The organism is Paenibacillus sp. MAH-35 (assembly GCF_058135425.1).
Genome location: NZ_JBYUPU010000014.1, coordinates 89,228 through 103,126, shown reverse-complemented (window position 1 = coordinate 103,126; position 13,899 = coordinate 89,228). Strand labels below are relative to the sequence as shown.

Here is a 13,899-nt window from a genome sequence, read left to right as displayed (position 1 = left end):
TCCAATAGGCATTCGTTCATGCCATTTCTTCATTTTTAAGATGCTCCCGATATTTTCCCGGTGTGACGCCGACGTATTTCTTGAATACGCGGATCAAGCCGGCATCCTTGGCGTATCCGACCGACTCCGCGATCCGGTTCAAGCTGAGCGTTTCATCGCGCAGCAGCCGCTTCGCGTGCTCTATGCGCACCCGCGCCAAATAATCGGCAAGATTAATGCCTTTGTACTTTTTGAAAAAGCCGGACACATACTGCGGCGTCAGCCGGAAGTGATCGGCGATGGAGATCAGGCTAAGCGAGTTGTCCGCGTACCGCTCGTCGATATAGGCGGCGATTCGATCCGCAAGAACCGTCCCAGGGTCCTGCTGTGCAGATTCCACGCCTTCGCAGATTTTTCGGTAAATGTCGCGGATCTTCTCCTGCATCTCGCCAAGCGTCGAGCAGTCCGACAGTTCGGCAAGCGGGTCGAAATCGTTCTTGAATGCTGAACGTATCCGATCCGGCGCGTCGTTCCAGATTTGGATCAGGGTGCTCATCATATTAAAATACAGCAGCCGGCCCATCTCGAGCGAAATTTGCCGCGATTTAAAATTCATTTCGTCCACGTGATTCAGAACAAACTCGGCCTGCTCATAGTCGCCGGCACGGATCGCGTTAGCCAGCTGCAGCTCCACGTCGAGCGGGTAATGATAACGGGCCTGGGCCTGGTCGATTTCGCGATAATGCGTCACCCGATTTTTCCCTTTCACAATCCGGTAATCGACGGCCGCCATCGCTTCGTTCAGACAAGCGCGGATCTCGGGGAACCCGTTCTTGACGTTACTGACGCCGATGCTTGCCGCGATGCCGAACTTGCGGTCGACGAACACCTTCAGATTCTCGATAGCCGATTCCAACAGAATCGCAGGCTCCACCATATGATCGGTCTTCAGATTCACTAGCAATACGAGCCGGCTCCGATCCGTCTCGACGACGTATACATGTTGCCGCGCGCCGAACAGCTCTTGGCTGACATTGGTCACGACGAACCGGACCATCGCCCATTGCCGTTCGTCGTCTTCGCCAGGGAATTTCCGGAAGTCGTCCACATCCACAACGATAACCGCGAATTGGTCGGACACGAACCGGAGCCCAACGAACTGCAGCGACTCCGCGTTCATCGTCTTCGGATCGACCAGCCCGCGAAGCAGCCGGTTGAGAAAATTCGCTTGAATTGCCGGAGCTTGGCGATCCAGCAGCGTCTGCAGCTCCTCCCGGGAACGCCAAGTAAGCGATAGCGTCTCTTCGATCAGCAGGAACTCGCTCCGACGCTTTCGGTCGGCCCCCTCCTCGCGTTTCACAATGGAATCGACCAGCCGGTTGATCGGTCTGTACAACCGCTTGGCCAGAACGTACGCTCCTCCGGTCCCGAGCAGCAAGCAGATGCCTAGCAGCGTCAGGGCCAGCGACTGCACCCCGTGTACCGTTTCCATCAACGTCGCCTTCGGCACGAGAGAGACGTACCGCCAACCCGTCTCCGGAGAGACGACCGTCGTAACCGTCAGCTCCTCCCCACCGATTTCGGATACGAATGAAGCTTCGCCGGCTGTCGGCTGTACCGATAAGGGGAACATCACTTCGACGAAATTCAGACTATCCAGCCGATCGTCACCGCTGTACTCCGCCAGCAACCGTCCCGTCTTGTCCGCGATAAATAGTTTGGCTTGGTGTGCCCCCGTGAGATTTTCCAGCAGCTCCCGGATGCGCTTCTCTTGAATGAGGACGACAAACGCACCTTGCGACGAACCGCTCTCCCCGTACGGGATCGGTCGAATGTAAGTAATTACGCGTTCCGGGACTTCCTGCCGGCCTTTTTCTGTGACCGCCATCACCGGCAAGTACAGCGCTTCGGGCCCCCTGCTCCGCAGAAATCCCCGCCACTGCTCCTCGGTAATGCCGTCATATTTATAGAAATTTTCGTAGAACACACCGGCGTCGCTTTTGATCGTCGGCGTCACGATCGTGTCCTGTTCGCGAAAATACACATACTGCTCTTCGATGAACTCGTTAGCCATCGAATAGTGCGCCAGCGAGTCCCTGACTTCTTTGTAATCGTATGGGGTCGGCGGGCCCATTGCCTTGGAGCGGCCGAGCAGCAGCTCGATTTTGGGCCGGAACGAAACTTTAATAGCCAGCTGCTCTACTTCCCGCAGCCGGCTGTCCATCATCATACTGATTTGTTTAAGCATGGCCGTATTCGACCGGTTCACGTCCTCTTTAAGAATCCCCTGCATGTTTTGGTACAAAGCGATCGTCAATAGCGTCGGGAAGAGCAGGACGAGAATCAAGGCCAGCAGCATCGCCGCAAAAAAACTCATTTTTCGCTTCATGTCGGAGCCACCGCCTGTTTATTCGTAGAATCGAAACAACGTATCGAACAATACCAGATGGTGATCCAGAATCTCGTCGTGCGTACACCGGAGCCGCCCGAAATCGAGCCCCATGTTCGTCTCGTACGTACAGCTGATTCCACCGCATACGTGGTGCATGGCGGCGTCGAATGTTAACCCGGTTGGACGGTCTCGGTCCTCCGGCCGTTCTTCGCGCGCATTCACTAAGTACTCAAGCCCGCGGGACAAACACGCCTCGCGAACGTTTTGAGCAAAGCGGACCGTTTCTTTCCGCACTTTTTTCGGCATGTAAGCGGTGTCAAGTATTTGGTTCACACAGTTGTCACCTCCATGCAAGTGAAGACAAAAATCGGCCGCCTCCCGTTCCGCAATTTCCAGCAGCAGCTTCGTCTCCTTCGCCAACGGATCGTAAAACCGGTCACAGGCGATATTGACGCCGTCGTCGTTGAAATAGCCTCCAAGATGAGCGACATGCTCTTTGATCGGGTGGACGCTTTTGCACTGCGGCCATCCGCACAGCGTCCCGTCCTTCCAGGTCCCTTGGACGTAGTAGCGGAACGTGTCGTAGTCGAGCCCGACCAGCGAATCGACCGGAACGCGGGCACGGCCATCCGGGTTGGCGCAGGGCACGAGGACCAGCCGGAACCGGTCGCGATTGTTATAGAGATAGTTCCACTCCCTGCCCCGATAATCCTTCCCGATCTCGAACACTTGGATCAAATTCAGAATCGCGGCAACTCCTTCCAGCTCTCCGCCATGAACCCCCCCGATCAGGTATAGCACCGGTTTGGCGTCTTCCCGTTTGTCCGCGTAGTAGCGAACGTCGCCAGCCCCGCAAGCCGAGCTGTAATTGGCCTGCCGATTGAAATTTTGCTTCTCGCCGTAAGTCACCAGGTAGATTGGCCGTCCCCCTGCGGAATATCCGGCGATCGTCGTTTCGCCTGCCCGCACAGCCTGTATTTGCCTTTCCACGTCCGTTAGTCTCGTCTTCCAAAACTCAGGAATTGCGGCATGCTCGGCCATTGTGGTCTCACCTTCCTCGTCCTTATTGTTTACCTCCATCCTAACCCGTACGGATGTCGGACGACATGCCCTGCTCTTCCGATGCATGCTCCATTCTTCCGATAGCGGTGCAGAGATGACGCCCGCGCCAGGCGAAAAAAAAGAAAGCTGAGAAAATGTTCCTCTGCTTTCCGATTATTTTTACAGCTTCGGAATGTATTGCTCTACACCGGATTTGACCTCATAAGCATGATCCGCCGATGCTTCCTGAATCAGTCCAAACGCCCAATGGTATTGCGGCACATCGACCCATTTCGGCGCTGCGCCGGAGAGCGGCGCTCTGCCGAGCAGCCTGCTCACGATCGCTACTGTCTCAGCGCGGGTGATGCTGCGTTCCGGTCCGAAAGTCCCGTCCGCATAGCTTAGTCTTGAGATCGATTGGATTTTTTAGGCAGCCAGGAAAGCTTGTCTGTGATATCGAAGACAAAACGAAGCTGGCTGGCGGTTTTGGCGGACCTGCGAATGGCAGGGATGAAGAAAGCGGAGCCCGTGAAAGCTATCGCCGAGAGTATATGCAAAACGAGCAGCAATCCGAACATACAGGGCCGTCTCCTTCCGCGCTCAGCATACCGGCAGCTCGCTGTGGTAAGCGAGACCGACTCTTTTGCCTTTAAACAGCATACAGTTCGCTACATCCTCGTAAGCGACATCCAGCTCCTTCAACCGGCTGAACAGGTGGCCGGCAATTTCGGCTTCGGAGAAGTCCTTGATTGTCTCCGGAACAGGCACGGCCAAAATGTCTGTGCTCACATACAAACGAACGGACGACCGAAGATCGATTCGACCATCGTTCCCGGACACATGACGGACCAATCGAGCTTGGTCTGTCGCAGCCGGTCCAGATTCCGGTTGTGAGTTTGGTACATGGGCGGGAACCCGGGCAAATTTTTGCCGATCATATCGGTATAAGGAATGTCGAGCAGCCCGGCGCCTCCCATTAACCATACCCGTCCGGCAAAATGGCCAGCATGACCCTGGAACGGCCATTCTTCGTATCCATTTCCGAACCGGACTTACTTGACCGGCCCCATCCAGGTTGTAATCGTCTTCTTCTGGTGCGGCAACGGCGGTTTCAACTTCCCGTTATCGATCAAATGCTTCAAAATATAAGCGATCAGCCGGCCTCCGCCGGTATTGCCTCTCACCATGTAAGCAAGCTGCGGCTCCAAATGCTTCGGCTGATTTTGCAGGAACAGCTTGAGCATTTTATCGTAGAGCTTGCCGACAGCAGGCGCATACAGGGCGGACAAATCCGGCATTGCCTTGTTCAACCGATCCAGCGTTTGCGGAGAGTCGATCCAAACCGCATTGAACTTGTACCCCTCCTCCGTCTTGCGGATGTACCCCTTCTCCAGCAGGAACGAATATTGCTCGCTGTTCCCTTCGTTGTCAGGCAGTTCCCCTTGTTGAAACGCATGGCAAACCTCGACATTCCGGTATTCCAGGAAACGCCAATCCACCTGGCGGTCGCTCCAGTACGTATTGAATTGCCACAAGTATAAGGGACTGTCTTCGACGTAGCGGAGACTCGGACCGAAGGTGACGTAACTACTCAGATCAAAACCCGGATCGGCATTGCGGCTCCGGTTCAACGCCGCATAGGCGATATACTGCCCTCCGTCCTTTCGCATCGGCGCGACCGCATCGAAGTTGTCGCCCGCCGGCATGCTCCGCCAGGATTGCTCCTCGACGTTCTTGGGCAGCAAGGTCCAGAGCAGGAAGTTATAGTCGCCGTCCGGAACGTACACTCCGCTATCCTCGACTTGCCGGCGAACTTCCATTAACGCGTCGAAATGAACATCGGCCACTTCGGCGGCGCACTCTTGCCAGAATCGATGACCAGCTACGGCCAACTCGAAGAGGTCCCAGACGATGGTATTGCTTTGATATTTGCCGGGAGAGGTTTGGACGAGAAAATTGTAATCGGCCAGGTGCCGGACTTCGCCTTCCAGCAAAGACGGCGGCATTCCGAGCTCCTCCGCGATTTGATGGACGGTACGCGCCTTGTGATAAGCCGCGTAAACGATATTTTGCGCCAAGGCGCGTCCAAGAAAATCGTTGGTTTCGCCCAGTCTGCCGGCCGAACCGGAATGGCCCATTTCCCCCATGCTGACCGGATTGACACTCAAAGTTCCTGTTGCGCGTATACGTTTCATCCCTTTCCTTAACTCCTTTTTGGCCTCGCTCAGATGCCACTTCACCGTGTTGACAGGAATGTTCAGAGCAATCGCGATATCGCCGATTTTAAGCTCGTCGTAGTAATGCATGACCACGATCCGGCGATGGATGTCGGACAGAAACGCGACTTCACGGCGCAGCTCGCGGTAAGCTTCGGTTACCAGCAGCCGGTCAAGCGGCTCCCGGGAACGGTCGGCCGACAGTTCGGACATGCCGTTGATTTCGATCGCTTGGGGAGCGTGCGCACGCTTTTTCAACCAATTCACCCAAGTGTATCGGGCAACCGTCCAGACGTAAGCCTCCAGGCATCGAATGTCCCGCACCCCGGAGAAGGATTTCAACAACTGCAGCATAATTTCCTGAGCCAGATCCTCCGCCTCCGCCCGCTGCTTGACCCGGTTCAACGCAAAACCGAAAATCGGTTTGACATAGCTCCGAATCGCTTCCGCCGCTTCTTTTCCGTTCTGCCCGATCGAATCCATCTTCCGCCTCCGCAGTTGCATCTGTAATTCCTAACAATCAAATAGTGTGCCAGGCGAAATAAAGGTTGGGATATTTTCAAAAAAAATTTGGACGTCCTACCGGATCACCCACACATGTACAATTACAAACATCGCGGATAGGTCATTTGAATGGTTAAAGAGACGTTATGAGCTTTTTGTTGAGTATAAATGAAACAAGGATTAAACAAGCTGAAGATTACTTGATTTAAAGGTCTCACTTTTAGTATATAAAGATACTTTTTTCCGTTCAACTAAGGTACGTTAGTTCAACAACACAGCCGCAGTCTAATACTTGATTTTCTTTGGCCAGCAGCGCCCAAGCGAAGGCGCGGGAGCTATTGATTTTGGTTTGGTATTCTTCTAATGGCCAGCGAGCGGACGTCATAAGACTATCACATGTTATGGTGCTACAAGATGTCAAGACAGTTTTTTTAGATTTTTAAGGTGTGAAATAATGCACAATGTTTGTTAACTTCGCCCCGAAGGGGCAAGCAGTTAATTTTTCAGAGTTAGGAATTATGTAGCATTATAATCTGCAATAACCATCACTCTCCTGCTCTATTGGTGGTACTCAAGAATAGGAGCCAAGATTTTGGAAAATGGTTACCACAAAAATAAATTTTTCCGGGCTAATGTGTCTGTATATTACGAGCTGAAGAGATTGATAATGGGGTGTCGAATGAACTTTATATCAAGAGAGCGATTGGAGGGAGTATGGCAGGTGGAACCGGAATATATCGTGGTGGACATTCCTGTAGAAGCTAAGAAATTGCCTTTGAAAAAAAGGGAGCGTCTCCGTTATGATTGGGGTGCAACGGGTCAATCAACCTAAAATCCCAATATCAATGGAGACACTCTACTATGAATTTTAAATCATCGCATGCTCAAAATCAACGGATCGAAAAAATCACGAAAGAAGAAGCTGTAAGATTGAGCGATGAGATTGGACCAAAGAAAGCCGCCGAGCAGTTGGGCGTATCCTACTACGTTGCAGGAATGGAGAAAGCGAAGAACCCTGCACGGCGACGGAGCGCATATCGGGAGCGGACGCTCTTATGCATCTGCCGATATCATGCTTATATTTCAACAATACCCGGATATGGACCCGATCTGAGACACGCCATTGTTACTCATGAAACTGGGCATGCACTAGGAGTAAGTCATTTAGATAATAGTCCTGCTCATACTGGATCTAACAACATGAATTCAGGAGGTACAACGAAAACACTCACAACGACAGATATTCAACACGCACAAATATAAATTTCAAAATGATTATCCCTGATTGCCTAAATATAGTTCACTTATAATAATATTTAATATTGCCTCAAAAGGAGTGACAAGGCCAATGTCCCATTTAATGAAAAGAAGAACCACAATATTAATTATTCTAGCTCTTGTTGGCATAACTTCTGTAGCATTATTCTCTTTATTAGGGAACAAAAACAATCAGGAAGATAACATTATAGTAAGATCAGACTCTGCTTGGATTTATCCCTTCAGTAGCGCAGAAGAACTTTTAAACGATAGCAACGTCCACTTGGTAGTAGAGGCAACCGTGTTGCCGAATACCCGACCTTATCAAATAATCAATGAAGAACCGCTCCGAATAGTTTTAGATCGAACTCTAACTGATATTAGAGTAGAGCGCATTTTCAAAGATACTAGAGGAGGAGTTATTGTAAATCAAACACTTCCAATTATCGAGACTACTTCCATAAAACAAGATAAAGAGTTAGGTAAAACAGTCGAGACTCCATTAGAGTTTTATCGAAAAGCCGAAACCGGACTTAAATATCTGTTCCTCTTACACTGGAACTCCAAAGAGCAAAAGTACCATATAGCTGCTGCACATTATGGAAAGTATAACTTAGACAACAAAGATGGCAGAGAGATCGCAGTGGAGAAGGATTATGAACCCTATGGAAAGATAAAAAAGGAAATGGTAGCTAATTATAGATCAATTCTTTCGAAAAATTGAGTCAGAACTTGATTACTTCCATGTAGGCAAAGTAACTGGCTAGAGTAAAATTAATTTTAACAAAAAAACTCGTCTTATAGGGTGCCGGGTTCTTATATTTCCTCTCATGCCTATGTTTATTTGTACACAATGGCCACCAAATTACTTATAGCAAAGTCCACCGAGTACTACGGTTGACCAGAAGAAGGATCCATTTCAAGTCCAGCAAGGACGTGTTTTTGATAATCCTGCCAATAAATGCGGGTCGGTTGACGAGCCCGGTCAAGCAATTGTCCAATTTCCGAAAACGAGAGTCCTTCCAGATGAAGCCGAACGGCTAGATAACTTTCGTAGTGGCGTTTATCGGGTGTTTCTTTCAGGGCTTTGTTTCATTATTCGATCTTTGCTTGCTTGCGTTTTGTGCTATTCATGTTCATCGCCGCCTTGGGTTGAAGGATACTATTTATTACCCAGTTTGGCGGTGAGTTCGACTTCGTTAGATCATTAGTTGCGGTATATATAACCCCATATTTTCAAACTTTATTTTTACTTTTGCTTACCTTTTGAAGGATAACATCGATAAAAAAATAAAAGGCAACTGAAAAAATCTCAGCTGCCTTTAGTGTATATTTGTGTTGGGATTCCCCCGTGCTTCCTCCCACCAATCAAGAACACTTGCTATACCCGCAGTTCGCGCAGTTTTTGCAGCCTTCGCTGTTCACCAGCGATGCGGAGCCGCAGGACGGGCACAGGTCGGTCGACGTGCTCGTGGACGGCGTATACGGCTTCACCGATTCGACGGTGGCGGTGATTTCCTGCGTCGCCGTAATATACGGCTCGGAATCGTCGCCGCTGTGCATCTCGAGCGCCTTGGCGACGGCGTCGGCGATCGACTCGACGCGGTTCGGGCCAAAGCCGATGGCGCCGGAGCCGCCGATGCCCTTCAAGTGCTTGACGAGCAGCTCCACCTTGTTGCCGTGGTCGCCGTAGCGGAGGAACAAGGAGCAGACGCGGCCGAGCGCTTCGGACATTGCGAATACGTCCGATCCGGCTTTGCCGACGTTCATGAAGATTTCGCTCGGCGTGCCGTTCATATCATTGATCGTAATGTACGCCATACCGAACGGCGTGTTGAATTTATAAGTCGCTCCGCGAAGAATTTGCGGACGTTTTTTGTACTGCTTATCGAAAACTTGCTGAGTCTCCGGACTGATCCCGGTCGTCAGTGTCGACGACAGCTGGGTCAGCGCCCCCGTGTCGCCCGCTTCCGAAGAACCGGACGGCTGCTCGGCCGCCGCCTGAACGGGTTCCGCCTTCGCCTCTTCTTTCTTGTCTTCCTTCTTCTCGGTCGAGAGCACTTGAACGTCGCGGCTGCCGTCGCGATAGATCGTTACGCCTTTGCAGCCGAGATCGAAGGCCAGCTCATACAGCTTCTTCGTCTCTTCCACGGTAAAATCGGACGGGCAGTTCGCCGTCTTCGAGATCGAGCTGTCGACCCAAGTCTGGATGGCCGCCTGTGCGCGGATATGGTCTTCGGCAGACAAGCTCATCGCCGTGACGAAGTAATCCGGCAGTTCCTCGTCCGGATGCTGATCCTTGTACTCCTGAGCGATCGGCACATACTGCTTGTCGTAGCCGAGACGGCTCTGGCGGTAATATTCAAAGGCGAAGTAAGGCTCAATGCCCGTGGATGTGCCGACCATCGTTCCGGTGCTTCCCGTCGGAGCTTGCGTAATGACCGTAACGTTGCGCATCCCTTGGCTCCGGATCGCTTTGCCCACTTCTGGGAACGTCTTCGTCATCTGCTTCATGAAGCCGCTCTGCAGAAACTTCTCGCCGTCGAATGCGGTGAAAGAGCCTTTCTCTCCGGCGATTTCCGAAGAGGACAAGTACGCTTCCTTCGCCATAAATCCGTACAGCTTATCCAGGAACACGAGCGATTCCGGGCTTCCGTAACGGATCTTCAGCTTGATCATCAGCTCGGCCAGTCCCATCGTGCCAAGGCCTACGCGGCGCTCGCTTTTCTGGTTCTTTTCGTTTTCCTCGAAATGATATGGAGTCCGGTCGATGACGTTGTCCAGGAAACGGACCGAATAGCGAACCGTTTTGCCCAGATCGTCCCAAGCGACATCGTGGTTCTTCTCGTCGTAAAACTTGGACAGATTAACTGCCGACAGGTTGCAGACGCCCCATGCGGGAAGGCCCTGTTCGCCGCAGTTATGGACGACTACCCCGTTTGCTATAAGCGAATGCGTGACCGGCTCGGTAATATCGTACACCGTTACCGTCTCGCCCGGCTCCACGCTTTCTACCTGGGACACAAACTTCTCCGATTTTCTCGATACCCGCGAGATGCGCTCCAGCGCCTGTTGTTTGCGTCCAATCAGACCAAAGCCGACCTGCTCCTTGAAGGCGACGATGTTGTTGCCGCTCAGGATCAGTTCATAGAACATGCGGCCGGCATATTCCCGCTCTTCCCCATGGATGGTCGTATAGGCGAACGCACGCTGATTCGCCTTCGGACGGGCATAAATATGGCCATGTATGCCGAGATTGAGCAAAAGAAGCTGCACGTCCTGCAACAGCTTGCGGGAAGCCGACGTCAGTCTGACGCTCCGATGCATCTCGTCCTTGTCATAAACGGTTCCGTCCGCACTGAACAAAGCTTGCAGGAAGGCGACTACGGTCGAACGAGATGCGGTGAACAGCGCTGACGGAACTTCTTTCTCGTGGGACTTGACCCGCTTGACGCCCAATTCCTCCAAACGTTCGCGCAATTCTTTTTTCCACCAGAAAATTTGCGAGGTGCCGTTGCTTCGCTCGAACACTTTCGCGTCGTTGCCGGACACCGACCGCCCTGCGGCGAGCAATGCCGGGATTGCCTCGCGATCGTCGCGACCGAATACCATGCCGATGTCGCCCCGCGAAGACAACCAGCCGTCTCCGGTCAGCCAGCCCAGAAACGTTCCCCACGCTTCGCCCAACTGATCCTCGGCGGCAAAAGCGCCCGCTCCCGACTGAATGTACACCTTGTCGTCGGCAGTTACGTGTCTGGCTTCCTTCCAGCCTTTGTCCGTATAGATGCGATGCTCCGGCGTCACTTTCAACTCCATGCCGTTTCGCAAGCTAACGACCAGCGTCTGCCTGACCCCGGTCGGGAATACCGTCGATCTCCTCATCGTAACACCGGGTACTTCATAAGAACGCCCGTTAACAACAGCCGCCTGGCTTATGAGGCGATCGTCCGTTGCCGTCAAGAACGACTGGCTGCCGACCTTTTGATACAACTGCTCGATCGTGATCAGGCCATATTCGGTCGAGATGCGAGTTTCCGGGTGAAAGCAAGGATTCGTACAAATAATCGGGTTGAAATACCAGCTGTTCGACATCTGGTTGTAATATTCCATGAACACGACGCCCGGCTCCGCGGAGCGCCATGCCGATTCGATAATCGTATGCCACACTTCGCGCGCTTTAACGGTGCGGAACGGCTTTACTTTTTTACCGAGCGACTTCCACTTGTCGAGATTGCCGTCCCAGATTTCGTTGTACTCCGGATCGGTCGTGTCCGGGAAGACGAGCTCCCAATCCAAATCTTCCTTGACCGCTTTCATGAACCCGTTGCTGACGCAAACGGACAAGTTCGCATTCGTAATCTGGCCCATCGTCGACTTGACGGTGATGAAGTCAAGCAGATCCGGATGCCAGTCGTTAATCATCAACATCAGCGCGCCGCGCCGGCTGCCGCCCTGCTCGATCAGCCCGGTCGTATAACTGAACAGGCCGCCCCAGGAGACGGCGCCGCTGGACGATCCGCTCACGCCGCGTACCACCGAACGGCGGGGACGCAAGCTGGACAGATTGATGCCCACACCGCCTCCGCGCGACATAATCTCGGTCATCTCCGACAGCGTAGCCATGATGCCGCCCCGGCTGTCATGAGGCGAAGGAATGACGTAGCAGTTAAACAGCGTCAGCTCATCGCTCGCTCCTGCCCCTGCCGCGATCCGTCCGCCCGGAACGAGTCTCCAGTCGTCGAGAATGTAGCGGAACTTGTCCTTCCATTCCTTCTGCTTCTCGGTAGTCGTCTCCACCGAAGCCATCGCCGCCGCCAGACGATCCCACAGCTGCTCAGGCGTTTTCTCCTTCGTCAAGGTCAATTTATCTATGCTGGATTCGAACAACTCGCCGCTGCGAAGCCGAATCTTGACTTGTCTGCCGTTTCGTTCGATAACTTCTCCGACTTCCTTGCTCGGAAACTTCGGATCGTCCTTCGTCAAGACAAGTACGAGATCTCCGACAAGCGTGTTTTCCGTGTCGGCGTCCTTCATCGCATACCGGTCGAGAAATATTTTTTCGCTGAGTCCTTCAAGCCGTTTCAATTGAACCGTCTCCAATGGTAACCCTCCCGAATAAATGAAATCAGCGCGAAAATGCGCGGAAACCGTTCTTCATCATGCTATGTAAAACCGTTCCCCAATTGCATGTCCCCCACAATATATGGGTGAGAATTTCATTATACAACACTAGATCTAGTGCATCTATTAACGAATCGATGAATTAGCGGAAATTAATTGGACTAGCATCCCGATAGCTCCGATTTTCTCCGCAAAGCTCCTTATTTCAGATCGGACACCCTTTCGATTTGTCGACAAATTCCGATTTTTTTTGGTATTCCGGCAATAAAATTTCTTGGAAATTCCGACCACCGGATCATGCGGAAAACGTTTTCATGTGAATCTTAAACCGGCATTTTCCGCCCTCTCTCGCTTCTATAATTTCATCAGATTTAGTATGATATACAGATAGCTTGAATATGCTTCCCGGGCTTTGATGATCGGCTCCCGGACGAGATCCGCAAAAAAGAGAGGTGCCTGCCTTGATCCTGATCGACGACCGTTTCCTCCCCGAATCCGAAGCTTCCGTCTCTTACATGGACAGAGGCTATTATTTTGGCGACGGCATCTATGAAGTATTCCGCATATACAACGGGCAGTTGTACGAGAAACCGGCCCACTACGAACGGCTTATCCGAACCGCCCGCGAAGTTAAAATGCGTCTTCCGGCCCCCATCGAAACGATCGATGACCGGCTGACCGAGCTGCTGGAACGATCCGGCGTCCGCAATGGCATTTTGTACGTCCAGATCACCCGGGGCGTCGCCCCAAGATCGCATGCATTTCCGCCGGCCGAGACGAAGCCGGTTCTTCTGGCCTACTGCAACGAGCTGGAGCGCCCTGTCGGCAAAATGCAAAGCGGGATCTCCGCCATCACCCTGCCCGATATCCGCTGGCTTCGCTGCGATCTGAAGACGCTCAATCTGCTCGGCAGCGTGCTGGCCAAGCAGGAGGCGGCAGAGGCGGGAGCCGACGACGTCATCCTTCACCGGGACGGCATCGTAACCGAGTGCAGTGCGTCCAACCTGATGATCGTCAAGGACGGCGAGGTTTGGACCCATCCGGCCGATCATCTCATTTTGCATGGGATTACCCGTGCTGTCGTGCTGCGGCTTGCGGAAGAGAACGGAATTCCGGCGCACGAAACCGCCTTCTCCCTGGAAACGCTGCGTCAGGCGGATGAAGTGTTCCTGACCGGAACGACGATGGAGCTGTTCCCGATCGTAACGATAGACGGCGTCTCCGTTGGCGGCGGCCAGCCGGGGCCGGTGACGAGGAAGCTGCATGCGGCTTTCGAGAAGACGATCCCGGTCTAAGAAACAGACGACACGCTGTCCGATCCGAATGCTCCTGCCGTTCACAAGCACCGATACGATCCTGCACTTATCCATAATCCGTAACGCTTCCAGC

The 13,899-nt window shown here is 52.6% G+C and carries 12 protein-coding genes and 1 pseudogene; 4 read left to right on the top strand and 9 right to left on the bottom strand.

Going from position 1 to position 13,899, the window contains the following annotated elements:
- Window positions 1-16 precede the first annotated feature (16 nt).
- From AC3Y2E_RS17110 to AC3Y2E_RS17075, 8 genes and pseudogenes are all read right to left on the bottom strand, one after another.
- On the bottom strand, window positions 17-2,368 hold the full coding sequence (locus tag AC3Y2E_RS17110; RefSeq protein WP_379212411.1) for an AraC family transcriptional regulator: 2,352 nt from the start codon (window positions 2,366-2,368) through the stop codon (window positions 17-19).
- Window positions 2,369-2,386: 18 nt separating this feature from the next.
- Entirely contained in the window at window positions 2,387-3,361 is a 975-nt protein-coding gene (locus AC3Y2E_RS17105; RefSeq protein WP_379212409.1) for a M14 family zinc carboxypeptidase, read from the bottom strand.
- A 231-nt stretch (window positions 3,362-3,592) separates the two neighbouring features.
- On the bottom strand, window positions 3,593-3,751 hold the full coding sequence (locus tag AC3Y2E_RS17100; protein WP_379212407.1) for a hypothetical protein: 159 nt from the start codon (window positions 3,749-3,751) through the stop codon (window positions 3,593-3,595).
- Window positions 3,752-3,763: 12 nt separating this feature from the next.
- A pseudogene (locus AC3Y2E_RS17095) lies at window positions 3,764-3,826 on the bottom strand (S-layer homology domain-containing protein); the annotation flags it as partial.
- Complete coding sequence (locus AC3Y2E_RS17090) at window positions 3,814-3,990, bottom strand: hypothetical protein (RefSeq protein WP_379212405.1); 177 nt, start codon at window positions 3,988-3,990, stop codon at window positions 3,814-3,816. The gene AC3Y2E_RS17090 and the pseudogene AC3Y2E_RS17095, both read right to left, overlap by 13 nt.
- 22 nt (window positions 3,991-4,012) lie before the next feature.
- Entirely contained in the window at window positions 4,013-4,186 is a 174-nt protein-coding gene (locus tag AC3Y2E_RS17085; protein ID WP_379212403.1) for a hypothetical protein, read from the bottom strand.
- Window positions 4,187-4,197: 11 nt separating this feature from the next.
- Complete coding sequence (locus AC3Y2E_RS17080) at window positions 4,198-4,389, bottom strand: NAD(P)-dependent oxidoreductase (protein WP_379212401.1); 192 nt, start codon at window positions 4,387-4,389, stop codon at window positions 4,198-4,200.
- Between the two features lie 75 nt (window positions 4,390-4,464).
- The gene (locus AC3Y2E_RS17075; protein ID WP_379212399.1) at window positions 4,465-6,111 is read right to left on the bottom strand and encodes an RNA polymerase sigma factor; all 1,647 of its coding nucleotides are present in this window, start codon (window positions 6,109-6,111) and stop codon (window positions 4,465-4,467) included.
- Between the two features lie 613 nt (window positions 6,112-6,724).
- On the opposite strand from AC3Y2E_RS17075, the gene AC3Y2E_RS17070 reads away from it, so the two are divergent.
- The 3 genes from AC3Y2E_RS17070 (at window position 6,725) to AC3Y2E_RS17060 (ending at window position 8,113) form a co-directional block, all read left to right on the top strand.
- A complete protein-coding gene (locus AC3Y2E_RS17070) occupies window positions 6,725-6,964 on the top strand; it encodes a hypothetical protein (RefSeq protein WP_379212397.1) in 240 nt (79 codons plus the stop codon).
- A 29-nt stretch (window positions 6,965-6,993) separates the two neighbouring features.
- Entirely contained in the window at window positions 6,994-7,395 is a 402-nt protein-coding gene (locus tag AC3Y2E_RS17065; protein WP_379212395.1) for a hypothetical protein, read from the top strand.
- 85 nt (window positions 7,396-7,480) lie between these two features.
- Window positions 7,481-8,113 carry a hypothetical protein gene (locus AC3Y2E_RS17060; protein ID WP_379212393.1) on the top strand — a complete coding sequence of 211 codons (633 nt, stop codon included), beginning with the start codon at window positions 7,481-7,483 and terminating at the stop codon, window positions 8,111-8,113.
- 644 nt (window positions 8,114-8,757) lie between these two features.
- Here the strand turns inward: AC3Y2E_RS17060 and AC3Y2E_RS17055 are convergent.
- Window positions 8,758-12,423, bottom strand: coding sequence for an LAGLIDADG family homing endonuclease (locus AC3Y2E_RS17055; RefSeq protein ID WP_379212485.1), 3,666 nt, complete (start codon window positions 12,421-12,423; stop codon window positions 8,758-8,760).
- Window positions 12,424-12,971: 548 nt separating this feature from the next.
- Between AC3Y2E_RS17055 and dat the strand changes: the two genes are divergently transcribed.
- Window positions 12,972-13,805: a D-amino-acid transaminase gene (dat, locus tag AC3Y2E_RS17050; protein ID WP_379212391.1), complete on the top strand. Its 834-nt coding sequence runs from the start codon at window positions 12,972-12,974 to the stop codon at window positions 13,803-13,805.
- The last annotated feature ends 94 nt before the right edge of the window (window positions 13,806-13,899 follow it).

Excerpts from the sequence above, each read along its gene's own strand:
- AC3Y2E_RS17080 (WP_379212401.1), bottom strand. The coding sequence starts at position 4,389 with ATGGGAGGCGCCGGGCTGCTCGACATTCCTTATACCGATATGATCGGC.
- AC3Y2E_RS17110 (WP_379212411.1), bottom strand. The coding sequence starts at position 2,368 with ATGAAGCGAAAAATGAGTTTTTTTGCGGCGATGCTGCTGGCCTTGATT.
- AC3Y2E_RS17055 (WP_379212485.1), bottom strand. The coding sequence starts at position 12,423 with ATGAAGGACGCCGACACGGAAAACACGCTTGTCGGAGATCTCGTACTT.
- AC3Y2E_RS17075 (WP_379212399.1), bottom strand. The coding sequence starts at position 6,111 with ATGGATTCGATCGGGCAGAACGGAAAAGAAGCGGCGGAAGCGATTCGG.
- AC3Y2E_RS17065 (WP_379212395.1), top strand. The coding sequence starts at position 6,994 with ATGAATTTTAAATCATCGCATGCTCAAAATCAACGGATCGAAAAAATC.
- AC3Y2E_RS17060 (WP_379212393.1), top strand. The coding sequence starts at position 7,481 with ATGTCCCATTTAATGAAAAGAAGAACCACAATATTAATTATTCTAGCT.
- AC3Y2E_RS17090 (WP_379212405.1), bottom strand. The coding sequence starts at position 3,990 with ATGTTCGGATTGCTGCTCGTTTTGCATATACTCTCGGCGATAGCTTTC.